The 15,770-nt window shown below is 72.3% G+C and carries 12 protein-coding genes and 1 other RNA gene; 12 read left to right on the forward strand and 1 reads right to left on the reverse strand.

The genetic code is table 11. From position 1 onward, the window contains the following. Positions 1-32: 32 nt before the first annotated feature. The 4 genes from ACFV6X_RS05880 (at position 33) to ACFV6X_RS05895 (ending at position 3,340) form a co-directional block, all read left to right on the forward strand. On the forward strand, positions 33-1,196 hold the full coding sequence (locus ACFV6X_RS05880; protein ID WP_385378234.1) for a S41 family peptidase: 1,164 nt from the start codon (positions 33-35) through the stop codon (positions 1,194-1,196). A 60-nt stretch (positions 1,197-1,256) separates the two neighbouring features. After that, positions 1,257-1,736, forward strand: coding sequence for an SsrA-binding protein SmpB (gene smpB, locus ACFV6X_RS05885; protein WP_365454018.1), 480 nt, complete (start codon positions 1,257-1,259; stop codon positions 1,734-1,736). A 144-nt stretch (positions 1,737-1,880) separates the two neighbouring features. Next, positions 1,881-2,249, forward strand: a transfer-messenger RNA (tmRNA) gene (ssrA, locus tag ACFV6X_RS05890). Between the two features lie 107 nt (positions 2,250-2,356). Beyond that, a complete protein-coding gene (locus tag ACFV6X_RS05895) occupies positions 2,357-3,340 on the forward strand; it encodes an alpha/beta hydrolase family esterase (RefSeq protein WP_385378237.1) in 984 nt (327 codons plus the stop codon). Here the strand turns inward: ACFV6X_RS05895 and ACFV6X_RS05900 are convergent. Further along, entirely contained in the window at positions 3,307-4,566 is a 1,260-nt protein-coding gene (locus tag ACFV6X_RS05900; RefSeq protein WP_385378240.1) for an MFS transporter, read from the reverse strand. The genes ACFV6X_RS05895 and ACFV6X_RS05900 overlap by 34 nt on opposite strands. Positions 4,567-4,649: 83 nt before the next feature. Here ACFV6X_RS05900 and ACFV6X_RS05905 point away from each other — a divergent pair, with 83 nt between their 5' ends. From ACFV6X_RS05905 to ACFV6X_RS05940, 8 genes are all read left to right on the forward strand, one after another. Beyond that, positions 4,650-5,615, forward strand: coding sequence for a LysR family transcriptional regulator (locus tag ACFV6X_RS05905; RefSeq protein ID WP_385378243.1), 966 nt, complete (start codon positions 4,650-4,652; stop codon positions 5,613-5,615). Between the two features lie 569 nt (positions 5,616-6,184). Then, entirely contained in the window at positions 6,185-7,570 is a 1,386-nt protein-coding gene (locus ACFV6X_RS05910) for a nitrate/nitrite transporter (protein WP_385378246.1), read from the forward strand. 120 nt (positions 7,571-7,690) lie between these two features. Then, positions 7,691-8,863 carry a uroporphyrinogen-III synthase gene (locus ACFV6X_RS05915; protein WP_385378249.1) on the forward strand — a complete coding sequence of 391 codons (1,173 nt, stop codon included), beginning with the start codon at positions 7,691-7,693 and terminating at the stop codon, positions 8,861-8,863. A 203-nt stretch (positions 8,864-9,066) separates the two neighbouring features. Next, positions 9,067-9,660, forward strand: a complete 594-nt coding sequence (locus ACFV6X_RS05920) for a CGNR zinc finger domain-containing protein (protein ID WP_385378251.1) — start codon at positions 9,067-9,069, stop codon at positions 9,658-9,660. 268 nt (positions 9,661-9,928) lie between these two features. Next, complete coding sequence (locus ACFV6X_RS05925) at positions 9,929-10,513, forward strand: sigma-70 family RNA polymerase sigma factor (protein WP_030167252.1); 585 nt, start codon at positions 9,929-9,931, stop codon at positions 10,511-10,513. A gap of 50 nt (positions 10,514-10,563) precedes the next feature. Then, positions 10,564-11,331, forward strand: a complete 768-nt coding sequence (locus ACFV6X_RS05930) for an anti-sigma factor family protein (protein ID WP_385378254.1) — start codon at positions 10,564-10,566, stop codon at positions 11,329-11,331. Between the two features lie 140 nt (positions 11,332-11,471). After that, entirely contained in the window at positions 11,472-13,769 is a 2,298-nt protein-coding gene (locus ACFV6X_RS05935) for a HelD family protein (RefSeq protein ID WP_385378257.1), read from the forward strand. Between the two features lie 375 nt (positions 13,770-14,144). Further along, positions 14,145-15,578 (forward strand): NAD-dependent malic enzyme, encoded by a 1,434-nt coding sequence (locus tag ACFV6X_RS05940; protein ID WP_385378260.1) that lies wholly within the window; start codon positions 14,145-14,147, stop codon positions 15,576-15,578. Positions 15,579-15,770 lie beyond the last annotated feature (192 nt).

Below are 15,770 nucleotides of genomic sequence, written 5' to 3' on the forward strand. Positions count from 1 at the left end.
ACGGCCCTTCGCGTTGTCCTAGACTCACCGGCATGTCAGGTCGTGACCTGTTCTGTCAGCCCCGCCGCTTCGGCCGCGGGGCCGCCCTGACCTTGGTGTTCGCGAGCGTGCTCGTCGCCGGCGCCGCGACCGGCTCGCTGCCGGGGGACGAGCCCGGCGCCGCATCCGGTACGACGCCCTCCGCGGCCCCCGTCGGCAGTCAGCAGGAGGTCGCCCGCGCCGCCGCCGAGGCCATGGCCGAGGGCAAGTCCCCCATCGAGGCCGCCGAACGCGCGGTGAGCCGAAGCGGCAACCGCTGGGACGCCGTCTACTCCCGGGGCGAGTACGAGGAGTTCCAGGAGGCCCTCGACGGCGAGTACACCGGCGTCGGCCTGTCCGCCCGCCGCGAGCGGGGCGGGCGGATCGAGGTGACGGAGGTCGCCACCGGTTCACCCGCAGCCGAGGCCGGGATCCGCGCCGGGGACCGGCTGCGCAGCGTCGACGGGCGCAAGGTCGACGGGCGCCCGGTCACCGAGGTGGTCTCCCTGCTGCGCGGCGACGCCACCGACGCGGACGCCGGTACGACCGTCCGCCTGGGGATGGAGCGCGGCACGCGCGCGTGGACCGAGACGCTGCGCCGGGCCCGGCTGTCCACCGACTCCGTGACCGTCCGCACGCTCCCCGACGGCGCCACCGTCATCAGGATCGCCGCCTTCACCAAGGGCTCCGGCGAGGTGGTCCGCGAAGCCGTACGGCACGCCCCGGCCGCCTCCGGGGTCGTCCTCGACCTGCGCGCCAACAGCGGTGGCCTGGTCACGGAGGCGGTCACCGCCGCCTCCGCCTTCCTCGACGGCGGCCTGGTCGCCACCTACGACGTCGACGGTGAGCAGCTCGCCCTGCACGCCGAGCCCGGCGGCGACTCCGCCCGACCCGTGGTCGCGCTCGTCGACGGCGGCACGATGAGCGCGGCCGAGCTGCTCACCGGCGCCCTCCAGGACCGCGGCCGCGCGGTCGTCGTGGGCTCCCGCACCTTCGGCAAGGGCTCGGTCCAGATGCCGAGCCGGCTGCCCGACGGCTCCGTCGCCGAGCTGACCGTCGGCCACTACCGCACCCCCTCCGGCCGTGGCGTCGACGGCCGCGGCATCACCCCCGACCTGGAGGCCGGCGAACGCGCGCTCCAGAGGGCGCGGACCGTCCTCGCCGGACTCGGCCGCTAGCGCCGCCTCGGTAATCGGCTTCCCTCACACCCCCTTCGTAGTGCGAAAATGGTCGGCACTATGGCTAAGGAAAAAGGGCGCAAGCTGATCGCGCAGAACAAGAAGGCGCGGCACGACTACCACATCCTGGACACCTACGAGGCCGGCCTGGTCCTCACGGGCACCGAGGTGAAGTCACTGCGCCAGGGCCGCGCCTCGCTGGTCGACGGCTTCGTCCAGATGGACGAGCACGAGGCGTGGCTGTACAACGTGCACGTGCCGGAGTACAGCCAGGGCACCTGGACCAACCACAGTGCCCGGCGCAAGCGCAAGCTGCTCCTGCACCGCGAGGAGATCGACAAGCTGGCGTCCAAGGCGGGAGAGACGGGTCACACCATCGTGCCGCTCGCCCTGTACTTCAAGGACGGCCGGGCCAAGGTGGAGATCGCGCTGGCCAGGGGCAAGAAGGAGTACGACAAGCGGCAGACCCTGCGGGAGAAGCAGGACCGCCGCGAGGCCGACCGCGCCATGTCGGCGGTGCGGCGTCGGCAGCGGGCCTGAGCGGGGAATGCCCCGGCGCAGGGTCGCGTTGAACCGGGTACGACGGCGGAGTGACCGCCGGGAATACGGTGGCATCGGCGGCGGGTGATCCCGTACGATGGCATCTGCACCCCACAGCGGGTGCGGCGTTTGAAAAAACAACATGGGGATGATCGGTTTCGACAGCGGCTGTCGAAGCAGGGGAAGCGTGTCGAGGAAGCGGCCATGATCTCGTAAACCACAGGCCGAAAACAATAATCGCCAATACCAAGCGCGATTCCTTCGCCCTCGCTGCCTAAGTAGCGACTTGCGAAGTGTCAGCCCGGGGCTGTTCCCGACCCGGATCCTGGCATCAGCTAGGGGACTAAACCTTGATCCCGGTCACGGGGTGAAGAGGGAAACCAAACAGTGACTGAGCCCGTCGGAGACTTGTCCGCGTGATCTCCGGGGCCGAGAAAAGCGCAGCGGACTGCACACGGAGAAGCCCTGATTCCGCACCGTTGGACGCGGGTTCGATTCCCGCCATCTCCACAATCTCCATGCGACGAGAGCCCGGTGGTGTTCAACCACCGGGCTCTCGTCGTTTTTGTGGGGTCCGACTCCATATCGAGGGGTCGTTCACGGTTCTACGGTCCCTCCCCATGACACAGACCAGAGCCGCACAGCCTCGTATCGCCGTCCTGGTGACCCTGCTGGTCGCCCTGATCGCCGCCGTCCTCACGCCGGGGCGGGCGGTGGCCGCGTCGCTTCAGGAGGTCACCGGGTTCGGGAGCAATCCCGGGGCGCTGAAGATGTACCGGTACGTGCCCGACGGGCTGCCCGCCGGGCGCCCCGTCGTCGTCGCGTTGCACGGCTGCACGCAGAACGCCTCCGGCTACGGCACCGGCAGCGGCTGGACGCAGCTCGCCGACCGCTGGGGCTTCTCCGTCGTGCTGCCGCAGCAGCAGAGCGCCAACAACCTCTCCTCCTGCTTCAACTGGTTCGAGACCGGTGACATCGCGCGCGGCCAGGGCGAGGCCGCGTCCCTCGCGCAGATGGTGGACCGGCAGCTCGCCGACGTCTCCGGCGACCGGGGGCGGGTGTATGTCACCGGGTTGTCCGCGGGCGGTGCGATGACCGCCGTGCTGATGGCGGCCTACCCGGAGAAGTTCGCCGCGGGCGGTGTCGTCGCGGGCCTGCCGTACGGGTGCGCGCAGGCCGCCGGGTCGCCGTACGTGTGCATGTACGTCGGTGCCACGCAGACCCCGAAGCAGTGGGGCGACCGGGTACGGGCCGCGCGGCCCGGACACACCGGGCCCTGGCCGGTCCTCACCGTGCTGCAGGGCACGGCCGACTACACCGTCAAGCCCGTCAACATGACCGACCTGGTCGAGCAGTGGACGAACGTGCACGGCACCGACCAGACGGCCGACGTGTCCGACTCGGTCGCCGGGTATCCGCACCAGGTCTTCCGGGACGCGGGCGGCCGCGCGGTCGTCGAGACGTACGCACTCACGGGGATGGGACACGGGCAGCCCGTGGACCCCGGCAGCGGCAGTACGCAGTGCGGTACCGCCGGGGAGTACATGCTCGACGTGAACCTGTGCGCCGCCTACCGGCTGGGGCTCGCCTGGGGACTGGGCTGAGGCACGCCGCCCGCCCCTCCGGAGCCGCGGGCGACGCGGGGCAGGAGGGTGATGACCAGGGCGAGGGCGGCGGCGGTGACCGGCATGCCGAAGCCGGTGGCCGCCGACGCCCGCTCCACCGTCCAGCCGCCGAGCGCGCTGCCGCCCGCGATGCCGCCGAGCAGGGCGGTCACGGCGAGGGTCATGCCCTCGTTGAGGCGGTCGGCGGGGGTGCGCTGCTGGACGAGCGCCATGCCCGTGACCATCGTCGGGGCGGTCGCCATCCCGGCGATGAGGAGGGCGGGGGCGAGCGCGAGGAGGGAGGAGGTGACGGTGGCGGCCAGCAGGGGGAGGGCCAGCAGGACGGCCATCGCGGCCGTGCACCAGGGCAGGCGGCGGTCGGCCGGCGCCTTGAGCTTCAGCGTGCCGAAGAGCAGCCCTGCCGCGCAGGAGCCCGCCGCCTGGAGGCCGAGCAGGACGCCGGCCGCCGTGCGCCGGCCCTGCGCGTCCGCGAACGCGATCGTCACCACCTCCGTCGCGCCGAACACCGCGCCCGTGGCCAGGAAGGCCGCGAGCAGCGCGGGCATACCGGGGGAGCGCAGCGGCGAGGGGGCCTTCGTGCGCGGCGCCACGGGCGGTTCCGTGGCGCGCTGGGCGGTGAACAGGAGCATGCCGGTGAGCAGCAGGACGCCCCCGGTCAGCGTGCCCGCCTCCGGGAAGAACGTCCCGCAGAGGAAGGCCGCGAGCACCGGGCCCAGCATGAAGCACAGCTCGTCGGCGGCCTGTTCGAAGGAGTTGGCGGTGTGCAGGGCGTCGGGGTCGCCCTCCAGGAGGTGGGCCCAGCGGGCGCGGGACATGCCGCCGATGTTGGGGGTGGTGGCGGTGGCGGCGTAGGCGGCGAAGAGGGTCCAGTCCGGGGCGTCGTGATGCAGGCAGAGCAGGAGGGCCAGGCTGCCCAGGGCCGCCGCGAGGGTGGCGGGGACGGCAACACGGGCCTGGCCGTGCCGGTCGACGAGGCGGGCGACCCAGGGGGCGACCAGCGCGGTCGCGGCGAGCCCGGTAGCGGTGACGGCGCCGGCGAGGGCGTACGATCCGCGGCTACCGGCGATCATCACGACCGCGCTCACGCTGAACATGCCCATCGGCAGCCGGGCGACGAGGTTGCCCAGCGTGAAGGCGCGGGTGCCGGGGTGGGCGAACAGGCGGCGGTAGGGGCCCGGTCGGCGGGCGGACGTCGGTCGCGGCATGGGGCAACCGTCGCCCGTGGACGATCAAGGGGTCCAACACCTTCTCCGTCCCGATTCACGCACTCCTGTTGTAAGTTCCCGCCATGTCCGCACCCGCCCATCTCGACCCCCGCCTCCTGCGCGCCTTCGTCACGGTCGCAGAGGAGCTGCACTTCACCCGCGCCGCGGCCCGGCTGTACGTCGCCCAGCAGGCGCTGAGCCGGGATGTACGGCGGCTGGAGCGGGAGCTGGGCGCCGAGCTGTTCGTCCGGACGACCCGGCAGGTGACGCTGACGGCGGACGGGGAGCGGCTGGTGCCGCACGCACGCCGGGTGCTCGCGGCGCAGGAGGCGCTGCTCGCGGCCTTCGGGCAGGCCAGACCCCTGCTCGTCGACCTGAACTCCCCCGGCCTCGGCACCCCGCGCCGGGTGCTGCACCGGGCCCGCGAACTCGCCCCGGAGCACGAGCTGATGGCCCGCTACGAGAGTGGGCTGACCGGAGCCGCGGGGGAGTTGCTGGCGGGGCGGATCGACGTGTCGTTCGGGCGGTTCGCGGGACTGGACCCGGCGCTGCGCAGGCAGTTGGAGCACCGGATCGTCCGGTACGAACCGATGGCGGTCCTGCTGCCGGAGGACCATCGGCTGGCGTCGCTGGCTCAGGTGCCGCTGGCCGCGCTGGCGGGGGAGACCGTGTACGCCGGGGCCGGGAATCCGCGGACGCCGGAGTGGACCGATCTCGCGCGGCGGCTGTTCGAGGGCCGGGGTATCGAGGTCGCGGCGCCCGTGCCGCTGGCGGTGGGGGACGAGGAGTTCCAGCGGGTGATGGCCCGGACCCGGTGCCCGGTGCTCGCCGTGGTGGACTTCCCGGCCATGCCCGGAGCGGTGCGGCGGCCGTTGGTGGACCCCGTGCCCCTGTCGCCGGTGTCGCTGGTGTGGCGCAAGGGGCTGGCGCATCCGGCGCTGGAGGCGCTGTGGCGGGCGGCTGCCGAGGCCGGCCGGGAGGACGGGTGGCTGCGGGTGCCGGACGGGGCGTGGCTGCCCGCGGCGGACCGGCCGGCCCGCGGGGACTGAGGCGCGGGCGGCTCCGGCGGCTCGCGCCGCTGCGGCAGACTGCCACCCGCGTTGCGTGCTCGAGGCCCGCATCGACTTCGACCTCACCGGCCGGCACTCCGAGCGGCAGCGGCTGGGATACGGGGCGCTCGCCGTCACCGTCGGCAGCCTGGTGGTCGGGGTGAGGTCCCGGGGGCGACAGCGCCTTCCTTGTCGCCGGGATCATGTGGGCCGTGTGCGTGGCGCTGCTCGCCGGCGCCTTCGCGTGGGGCCGCCGCCGCAACGCCGAGAACGCCGCCCGCCTCCAGGCCGCCGGCTTCACCCCGCTGACGGACGAGACCGGCCACCTGCCGCCGGGCACGCCGATGCCGGGACATCCCTACACGAACGCCTGCCCCGCAGGCCCCCACCCCACTGGCAGCCCCCGCGGGGCTGACCCGTCGGCGACCTCTCACCCCACCCCCGCCCGGGGTGAGAGCAAAGTTCCCTTCCGGTCACCCACCGCCACAGACCGGAAACGCGCCCTCCCTACCTTCGGGACTCAGCCACTCAGCGCGGCACCACCGAGCCCGGAGCACCGTGGAGGCGTCATGACAGCCCCGAGTACAGCCCCCGCATCCAGCAGCGGGGGAGGCCGCTGGATCGAGAACTGGGATCCCGAGGACGAGACCTTCTGGCAGGAGACCGGGGAGCGGGTCGCCCGCCGGAACCTGCTCTTCTCCGTGCTCTGCGAGCACATCGGGTTCTCCGTCTGGACCCTGTGGTCGGTGATGGTGCTGTTCATGGGCCCGGAGTACGGCCTCACGCCGGCCGACAAGTTCGTCCTGGTCTCGATGGCCACGCTGGTCGGCGCCGTCGTCCGCGTCCCCTACACCTTCGCCGTCGCGGTCTTCGGCGGCCGGAACTGGACGATCGTCTCGGCCGGCCTCCTCCTCGTCCCCACCGTCGCCGCCTTCCTCGTCATGGAGCCGGGGACCTCGTACACCACCTTCCTGGTCTGCGCGATGCTCGCCGGGGTCGGCGGCGGCAACTTCGCCTCCTCCATGACCAACATCAACGCCTTCTTCCCGCTGCGGAAGAAGGGCTGGGCGCTCGGCCTGAACGCCGGCGGCGGCAACATCGGGGTGCCGGTGGTGCAGCTCGTCGGGCTGGCCGTGATCGGCGCGAGCGGCGGGCCGCGGCTGCTGCTCGGGATCTACATCCCGCTGATCGTCGTCGCCGCGGTGCTCGCCGCGCTGTACATGGACAACATCGCGTCGCTGCGCAACGACTCCGGCGCCGCCAAGGAGGCCGTACGGGCCGGTCACACCTGGATCATGTCCTTCCTCTACATCGGCACCTTCGGCTCGTTCATCGGCTACAGCTTCGCCTTCGGCCTGGTGCTCCAGACCCAGTTCGGCCGTACGCCGCTGCAGGCCGCCTACGTCACCTTCATCGGCCCGCTGCTCGGCTCGCTCATCCGGCCGGTGGGCGGCGCGCTCGCCGACCGGTACGGCGGCGCCAGGATCACGCTGTGGAACTACGTCGGCATGGCCGCCGCCACCGCCGTGGTCGTCCTGGCGAGCATGCGGGAGTCGCTGCCGCTGTTCACGACCGCGTTCATCGCGCTCTTCGTCCTGAGCGGGCTCGGCAACGGGTCGACGTACAAGATGATCCCCGGCATCTTCCGGAACAAGGCCCTCGCCATGGGGCTCGAGGGGGAGGAGGCCGCGGCCTACGGACGGCGGCTGTCCGGGGCGTCCATGGGGCTCATCGGCGCGGTGGGCGCGCTCGGCGGGCTCGGGATCAACCTGGCCTTCCGGCAGTCGTTCCTCAGCGTCGGCACCGGCACCGGCGCCTTCGTCGCCTTCCTGGTCTTCTACGGTCTCTGCTTCGTGGTCACCTGGGCCGTATACCTTCGTCGTCCGGCCGCGCAGGCTCCGTCCACCCGGGCGGCCACGGAGACGAAGCCGCAGCTCAGCTATGCCGAGGTGTGACGTAACACCGCCGACATCGCGCCGAACCGAGCCTGTCACGCGTCGTTGACAGGCTCGTTCGGCATCCAAGGGCGACGACATGCGGGTGGGAACGAGCCGAGTGCGGGACGAGACTGAGTGATGCACGAGCGACAGCAGGGACCTGAACAACCGGAGCGAGGCGCGGAGCACGGGCCCCTCGCCGGATTCACCGTGGGCGTGACGGCCGCGCGGCGGGCCGACGAGCTGGGGGCGCTGCTCCAGCGGCGCGGCGCGGCCGTACTGCACGCGCCGGCCCTGCGGATCGTGCCGCTCGCCGACGACAGTGAGCTGCTGACCGCCACCAAGGACCTTCTTGACCGGGTGCCGGACGTGGTCGTGGCCACGACCGCCATCGGCTTCCGGGGCTGGGTCGAGGCCGCCGACGGCTGGGGGCTCGGGGAGACGCTGCTCGACCGGCTGCGCGGCGTGGAACTGCTCGCCCGCGGGCCGAAGGTGAAGGGCGCGATCCGGGCCGCGGGGCTGACCGAGGACTGGTCGCCCTCCTCGGAGTCCATGGCCGAGGTGCTCGACCGGCTGCTGGAGGAGGGCGTCGACGGGCGGCGCATCGCCGTGCAGCTGCACGGTGAGCCGTTGCCCGGGTTCGTGGAGTCGCTGCGGGCGGGCGGCGCCGAGGTGGTCGGCGTGCCCGTCTACCGGTGGATGCCGCCGGAGGACCTCACGCCTGTGGACCGGCTGCTGGACGCCACGGTGGCGCGCGGCGTCGACGCGCTGACCTTCACCAGCGCGCCCGCCGCCGCGTCCCTGCTGTCCCGCGCCGAGGAGCGGGGGCTGCTGGCGGAGCTGCTCGCCGCCCTCCACCACGACGTGCTGCCGGCCTGCGTCGGCCCGGTCACCGCGCTGCCGTTGCAGGCCCGTGGCATCGGGACCGTCCAGCCCGAACGCTTCCGCCTCGGCCCGCTCGTCCAGCTCCTGTGCAAGGAACTGCCCACCCGGGCCCGCTCGTTGCCCGTCGCCGGGCACCGGGTGGAGATCCGGGGCCACGCGGTCCTGGTGGACGGCGACCTCAAACCCGTGCCGCCGGCCGGTATGTCGCTGCTGCGCGCCCTGTCCCGCCGCCCCGGCTGGGTGGTCGCCCGCTCCGAGCTGCTGCGGGCACTGCCCGGGGCGGGCCGGGACGAGCACGCCGTGGAGACGGCGATGGCCCGTCTGCGGACGGCCCTGGGGGCGCCGAAGCTGATCCAGACCGTGGTGAAGCGGGGCTACCGGCTCGCCCTGGACCCGGCGGCCGACGCCAAGTACGCCGACGACTGACGGTCGTGCCGGGCGGCGGGCGTCCAGAAGGCGCCGGCCCCCAGGGGTACCGATCGCCGGAGCGGGCAGGCACATTGGGAGGTCTGCGGTTCGGCGGCGCGTCCGGAAGGGGCGCGGGGAACGCGCGACCGGCCACGACGGCGCCGCAGACGAACGACGGCAGGCGGCAACGGACGGCGGAGCGCTTAGGCGGTGAGGCGCACATGGCACTGGGAATGGCCACGGCCCCCTACGAGTTGCGGTTCGGCGCCGGACGGATCTGCCTCGATCTGCTGGCGACCGCGCACCCCGTCGAACGGCTCTGCTCCGCGGCGGCGCTGCACGCCTGGATCACCGGGTCCGGCCTCGTCCCGCCCGGCACCGTGGCGGCCCGGGCCGACACCTCCTGGCTCGCCGCCTTCCGTGAACTGCGCGGCGACGTGGACCAGTTGGTCCGCGCCACCCTGTCCCCCGAGCCCCGGCCCTTCGACCTCCCGCTCGCCCATGTCAACGCCGTCGCCCGCGCCGCGCCCCCGGCGCCGTGCGCCCGGCGCGGTCAGGACGGCACGCTCGTGCGGGAGCTGGACGGTCCGCCGGAGTGTGCCGCGCTGCTCGGCGCGATCGCCCGGGACGCCGTGGAGCTGCTCACCGACCCCGTCGCCCGGGCGGGCATGCGGCAGTGCGCGGGGGACAACTGCCCCATCGTCTACCTCGACTCCTCCCGGGGGCGGCGCAGGCGCTGGTGCTCCAGTGAGGTGTGCGGGAACCGCGAGCGGGTGGCCCGGCACCGGCGGCGTGCGGCGGTGTCCCGAGCCTGACGGCCCGTTATGCGGCTTGTGCGTACCTGGCCTTCCCGGCCGCCGAGTGATTTCGACAACACGCCGTTTCAGACTTCGGTGGCGGTTTCCGGTGCGGCCGACCTGTCGATGTGGCGGAAATGTAAAGGCTAGGCGGGGGGAATGTGCCCCCATGTCCCCTCACGTCACGTCACCCCGAAGAAAACTGTCCCCTCGCTTTGAACACTCAACGCCCCCTGTCCGTACCCCGTGTCGAGCGACCGACTGGGGGAACCCCCGGACACCGGAGGTGGGCGTGCGCAAGGATGCGGCCGTGGCCAATGAACGTGGATCGAGGGCCCGACATCGCATGTCCTCGCAGCCCTCGGAACCTGATGAGGAGCTGATGCGTGCCCTGTACCGGGAGCACGCCGGACCTCTGCTCGCGTACGTCCTCAGGCTGGTCGCCGGAGATCGGCAGCGCGCCGAGGACGTCGTGCAGGAAACGCTCATCCGTGCCTGGAAGAACGCCGGTCAGCTCAATCGGGCGACCGGTTCGGTACGCCCCTGGCTGGTGACGGTCGCGCGCCGCATCGTCATCGACGGCCACCGCAGCCGGCAGGCCCGGCCGCAGGAGGTCGACCCGTCGCCGCTGGAGGTCATCCCCGCGGAGGACGAGATCGACAAGGCGCTGTGGCTGATGACGCTGTCTGACGCGCTCGACGACCTGACCCCTGCCCACCGGGAGGTGCTCGTCGAGACGTATTTCAAGGGGCGTACCGTCAATGAGGCGGCGGAGACCCTGGGCATACCGAGTGGCACCGTGCGCTCCCGGGTGTTCTACGCCCTGCGGTCGATGAAGCTGGCGCTGGAGGAGCGGGGGGTGACGGCGTGATGAACACATACGGGGGATACGGAGCGGGGGGTCCGGGTATGTCTGGCCCCATGCAGGGATCAACGGGCCCGAACGAACACGAGACCGTCGGCGCCTACGCCCTCGGAATCCTCGACGACACCGAAGCAACCGCTTTCGAGGTCCACCTCGCCGGCTGCGAGTGGTGCGCCCAGCAGCTCGACGAACTCGCCGGGATGGAACCGATGCTGGCCGCGCTCGCCGACCTGCCCGGCACCGGCACGCCCTCGATCGGCGAGTCGCTGTCCGCCCGCCCGAGCCCGCGGCTGGCGGAGAAGCTGGTCGACGAGGTCGCCGAACGCCGCGCCCAGAAGCGCCGGCGCAGCATGTACATGGTCGCGGCCGCGGCCGCGCTGATCGTCGGTGGCCCGCTGGTCTCCGTCGCGGCGACCGGGGGCGAGGACTCCGGCGGCGGCAACCGCACCGTGCAGGCGGTCAGTCCGGCCCAGCAGGCCTTCAAGGGCATGCCCGACCGGGTCACGGCGACCGACCCCAAGACGCAGGTCAGCGGCACGGTGGCCATGCAGGAGAAGCCCCACGGCACCGACGCGGTCCTGGAGCTGAAGAACGTCAAGGGCCCCGAGAAGTGCTCGCTGATCGCCGTGGGCAAGAACGGCGAGCGGGAGACGCTCAGCAACTGGTCCGTACCGGACTGGGGCTACGGCCTGCCGAACGCCACCACCGAGCAGGCCAAGAACCCGCTCTACATCCAGGGCGGCGCCGCCTTCGCCCCGAACGAGATCGACCACTTCGAGGTCATGACGTTCGACGGCGATCTGCTGGTGGAGATCGGCGCGTAGCGCGGTACGACGACTGCTGCGAAGCGGTCACGACCCGAGCCCCGGGGCCGTCAGGTGACGGACCCGGGGCTCACGCGTAGCCTTCAGGGGTCCCCTTCGCGTACGGTAGACGGCTGCCCAGCACGTCAGAAGGGGGCCCGGTGGCCGCTCAGGCTCAACAGGAAGCCGCGCTCGACCCCGCCCAGGACTCCGTACGCGACCGAGAGATCGGCGCGGAGCAGGAGCACCTGGACCGGGTGTACAGCCGCCTGGAGGAGAAGATCCACGAGGCGGAGTTCCTCATGCACGACGCCGCCCAGCGCGGCCACGTCGGCACCCCCGGCGCGCTCGCCGAGCGCGACGCACAGGTCTTCCGGGCAGGCGTCCACCTGAGCCGGCTGAACAACGAGTTCGAGGACTTCCTCTTCGGCCGCATCGACCTGCTGCGAGGCAAGGACGGCAAGAAGGGCCCGGACGGCGCCTACACCGCCGTGGAGCCGGCCGAGGGCGCCGTGCGGCCGGACAACACGGCCGACATCGCCGAGACCCTGCACATCGGCCGCATCGGTGTCCTGGACGAGGACTACGCCCCGCTGGTCATCGACTGGCGGGCGCCCGCGGCCGCCCCCTTCTACCGCTCCACGCCGGTCGACCCCGGCCGGGTGGTGCGCCGCCGGGTCATCCGCTCCAAGGGCCGCCGTGTCCTCGGCGTCGAGGACGACCTGATGCGTCCGGAGCTGAAGGCGTCCCTCGACGGCCACGAGCTGCCCGTCATCGGCGACGGCGCCCTGATGGCCGCCCTCGGCCAGGCCCGCAGCCACACCATGCGGGACATCGTCGCCTCCATCCAGGCCGAGCAGGACCTGGTCATCCGCGCCCCCGCCGCCTCCGTGACCTACGTCGAAGGCGGCCCCGGCACCGGCAAGACCGCCGTCGCCCTGCACCGGGCGGCCTACCTGCTCTACCAGGACCGGCGGCGGTACGCGGGCGGCATCCTGATCGTCTCGCCGACGCCGCTGCTGGTGGCGTACACCGAGGGCGTGCTGCCCTCCCTGGGGGAGGAGGGCCAGGTCGCGATCCGGGCGATCGGCTCGCTGGTCGACGGCGCCGAGGCCGTGCTGTACGACTCCCCGTCCGTGGCTCGCGCCAAGGGCTCGTACCGCATGCTCAAGGTGCTGCGGAAGGCCGCCCGCGCCACGCTGGAGCTGAACGATTCACCACAGCGCCTGCGCGTCGTGGCCTTCGGCCGCCGCCTCGAACTGGAAGCCGGTGAGCTGGAACGGATCCGGCGCGCCGCGCTGGGCGGCACGGCCCCGGTGAACCTGCTGCGCCCGCGCGCCCGCAAGCTGCTGCTGGACGCCCTGTGGGAGCGGTCCGGCGCCGCCGGCCGGCACTCGGACCCGGAGCTGGCCGCCGAGCTGCGGTCGTCGTTCGACGAGGACATCACCACCGAGGACGACTTCCTCACGTTCCTCGACGCCTGGTGGCCGGAGCTGACCCCGCGCGCGGTCCTCTCGGTCATGGCCGACGAGCGGCGCCTCGGCCGCTGGGCCCGGCGGATCATGAACCCGGGGGAGGTGCGCAAGGTCGCCCGGTCGCTCAGACGCGACGGCTTCTCCGTGCACGACATCGCCATGCTCGACGAGCTCCAGGCGATCCTCGGCGCCCCCGCCCGCCCGAGGAAGCGGCGCGAACTCGACCCGCTGGACCATCTCACCGGCCTGGAGGAGCTGATGCCGGTGCGGGAGGAGTCGCAGTGGGAGCGGGCCGAGCGGCTGGCGCAGGAGCGCACCGAGTACGCCCACGTCATCGTCGACGAGGCCCAGGACCTCACGCCGATGCAGTGGCGCATGGTCGGCCGTCGCGGCCGGCACGCCACCTGGACGGTCGTCGGCGACCCGGCCCAGTCCTCCTGGTCCGACCCGGACGAGGCGGCCGAGGCCCGCGACGAGGCTCTCGGCACCCGCCCGCGCCGCCGCTTCGAGCTCACGGTGAACTACCGCAACCCTGCCGAGATCGCCGAGCTGGCCGCCAAGGTGCTGGCCCTGGCCATGCCCGGCTCCGAGTCCCCGAGGGCCGTGCGCTCCACGGGCGTGGAGCCGCGTTTCGCCGTCGTCGGCGCGTCTCTGGGCCAGAGCGTGCGCGAGGAGGCGGCCCGGCTGCTGGACCGCGTCGACGGCACGATCGGCGTCGTCGTGGCCATGAACCGGCGCGACGAGGCCCGCCGCTGGCTGACCGGGCTCGGCGACCGGGTGGTGGCGCTCGGCAGCCTGGAGGCCAAGGGCCTGGAGTACGACGCGACCGTCGTCGTCTCGCCGGCGGAGATCGCCGACGAGTCGCCCGCCGGGCTGCGTGTGCTGTACGTCGCACTCACCCGGGCGACCCAGCAGCTCACGATCGTCTCCGGGGAGCGGGACGAGCCCGACGCGGCGGGGGTGCCGGATCTGCTGAGGGACTGAACCGGACCAACCGGCGGGACGGGAATGGCCGTACGGGATCCGTTTGTTAGCCTGGGCAGTGGCACCGACCCGATCCAAGCCCCCGGGCCCAACCTTCGTCGCTACGAGCGACCACTTGCCGCGAGGCGAGCATGGCGGGTCGGTGTCACTGAACGGGTGAGAGGCCCACGTCCGATGTGACGTGGGCCTCTTTTCCTGTCTGATCGTCTCTCGTACGGTGGAAGAAGTTTTCCGAAGTCGTCACCTGTCGGTGGACCGAGGCTGTTCGCCTGTGAACTAAATGAGCGCAATCCAGGGCGGCTACCACGTACTCGGCGGTAGGTGCGACGATCGGACGGCAAATCGGCGACACGGTGAAAGCAGAGGAAGTCGGCCATGGCAACGGCGCCCAGCGTCTCCTACTCGATGACCATCCGGTTGGAGGTGCCCGCGAGCGGAACGGCCGTCTCGCAGCTCACCACCGCGGTGGAGTCCTCCGGAGGCTCGGTGACCGGCCTCGACGTCACCGCGTCCGGACACGAGAAACTCCGCATCGACGTCACGATCGCGGCCTCGTCCACGGCGCACGCCGACCAGATCGTCCAGCAGCTGCGTGGCATCGAGGGCGTCACGCTGGGCAAGGTCTCGGACCGTACGTTCCTGATGCACCTCGGTGGCAAGATCGAGATGCAGTCCAAGCACCCCATCCGCAACCGTGACGATCTCTCGATGGTCTACACGCCGGGTGTGGCCCGCGTCTGCATGGCCATCGCCGAGAACCCCGAGGACGCCCGCCGCCTCACCATCAAGCGCAACTCCGTCGCGGTCGTGACGGACGGCAGCGCCGTGCTGGGACTGGGCAACATCGGCCCGAAGGCCGCGCTGCCCGTCATGGAGGGCAAGGCGGCCCTCTTCAAGCGGTTCGCCGGCATCGACGCCTGGCCGCTGTGCCTGGACACCCAGGACACCGACGCGATCGTCGAGATCGTCAAGGCGATCGCCCCGGGCTTCGCCGGGATCAACCTGGAGGACATCTCCGCCCCCCGCTGCTTCGAGATCGAGGCACGGCTGCGTGAGGCCCTCGACATCCCCGTCTTCCACGACGACCAGCACGGCACGGCGATCGTGGTGCTCGCCGCGCTGACCAACGCGCTGCGCGTCACCGGCAAGGCGATCGAGAACATCCGTGTCGTCATGTCCGGCGCCGGCGCGGCCGGCACGGCGATCCTGAAGCTGCTCATCGCCGCCGGCGTCAAGCACGCCGTCGTCGCCGACATCCACGGTGTCGTGCACGCCGACCGCAACGACCTGGTCGAGGCCGCCCCCGACTCGCCGCTGCGCTGGATCGCCGACAACACCAACCCCGAGGGCATCACGGGCACCCTGAAGGAGGCCGTGCGCGGCGCGGACGTCTTCATCGGTGTCTCCGCCCCGAACGTGCTCGACGGCGACGACGTGGCCGCCATGGCCGACGACGCCATCGTGTTCGCGCTCGCGAATCCCGATCCCGAGGTCGACCCGGCAATCGCCCGTCAGACGGCGGCAGTTGTGGCCACCGGCCGCTCCGACTTCCCGAACCAGATCAACAACGTGCTGGTCTTCCCGGGCGTCTTCCGTGGCCTGCTGGACGCGCAGTCCCGCACCGTCAACACGGAGATGATGATCGCGGCCGCGAAGGCGCTGGCGGACGTCGTCACCGAGGACGAGCTCAACCCGAACTACATCATCCCGAGCGTGTTCAACGACAAGGTCGCGGGCGCGGTCGCGGGTGCGGTGCGGGAGGCCGCGAAGGCGGTCGGGGCGGCCCCGGCCGACCCGTCCGGGCTCTGACCCCGGCGCTCGTCCCTCCGGCCCCGACGGCCGGGCTGTGAGGATCACCACGGCCGCCCCGCGGACCGGCGCGTCGCGGGACGTCGTAACCCTGGCCGCCCTCTAGGGTGGGCGGCTAGGGCCTGTCCGGAGGCAGCGTCCGCGGGACCGGCCCCTGGTCAGTGGCGCTTTTCGTGTGACTCCCAAGGGTGT

The organism is Streptomyces sp. NPDC059861 (assembly GCF_042731435.1).
Taxonomy (GTDB): Bacteria; Actinomycetota; Actinomycetes; order Streptomycetales; family Streptomycetaceae; genus Streptomyces.

What these genes read in the sequence shown, in the direction of transcription:
- ACFV6X_RS05920 (WP_385378251.1), top strand. Translation starts at nt 9,067, where the DNA reads ATGGCACTGGGAATGGCCACGGCCCCCTACGAGTTGCGGTTCGGCGCC.
- ACFV6X_RS05940 (WP_385378260.1), top strand. Translation starts at nt 14,145, where the DNA reads ATGGCAACGGCGCCCAGCGTCTCCTACTCGATGACCATCCGGTTGGAG.
- ACFV6X_RS05900 (WP_385378240.1), bottom strand. Translation starts at nt 4,566, where the DNA reads ATGCCGCGACCGACGTCCGCCCGCCGACCGGGCCCCTACCGCCGCCTG.
- ACFV6X_RS05910 (WP_385378246.1), top strand. Translation starts at nt 6,185, where the DNA reads ATGACAGCCCCGAGTACAGCCCCCGCATCCAGCAGCGGGGGAGGCCGC.
- ACFV6X_RS05930 (WP_385378254.1), top strand. Translation starts at nt 10,564, where the DNA reads ATGCAGGGATCAACGGGCCCGAACGAACACGAGACCGTCGGCGCCTAC.
- ACFV6X_RS05905 (WP_385378243.1), top strand. Translation starts at nt 4,650, where the DNA reads ATGTCCGCACCCGCCCATCTCGACCCCCGCCTCCTGCGCGCCTTCGTC.
- ACFV6X_RS05895 (WP_385378237.1), top strand. Translation starts at nt 2,357, where the DNA reads ATGACACAGACCAGAGCCGCACAGCCTCGTATCGCCGTCCTGGTGACC.
- ACFV6X_RS05880 (WP_385378234.1), top strand. Translation starts at nt 33, where the DNA reads ATGTCAGGTCGTGACCTGTTCTGTCAGCCCCGCCGCTTCGGCCGCGGG.
- ACFV6X_RS05915 (WP_385378249.1), top strand. Translation starts at nt 7,691, where the DNA reads ATGCACGAGCGACAGCAGGGACCTGAACAACCGGAGCGAGGCGCGGAG.
- smpB (WP_365454018.1), top strand. Translation starts at nt 1,257, where the DNA reads ATGGCTAAGGAAAAAGGGCGCAAGCTGATCGCGCAGAACAAGAAGGCG.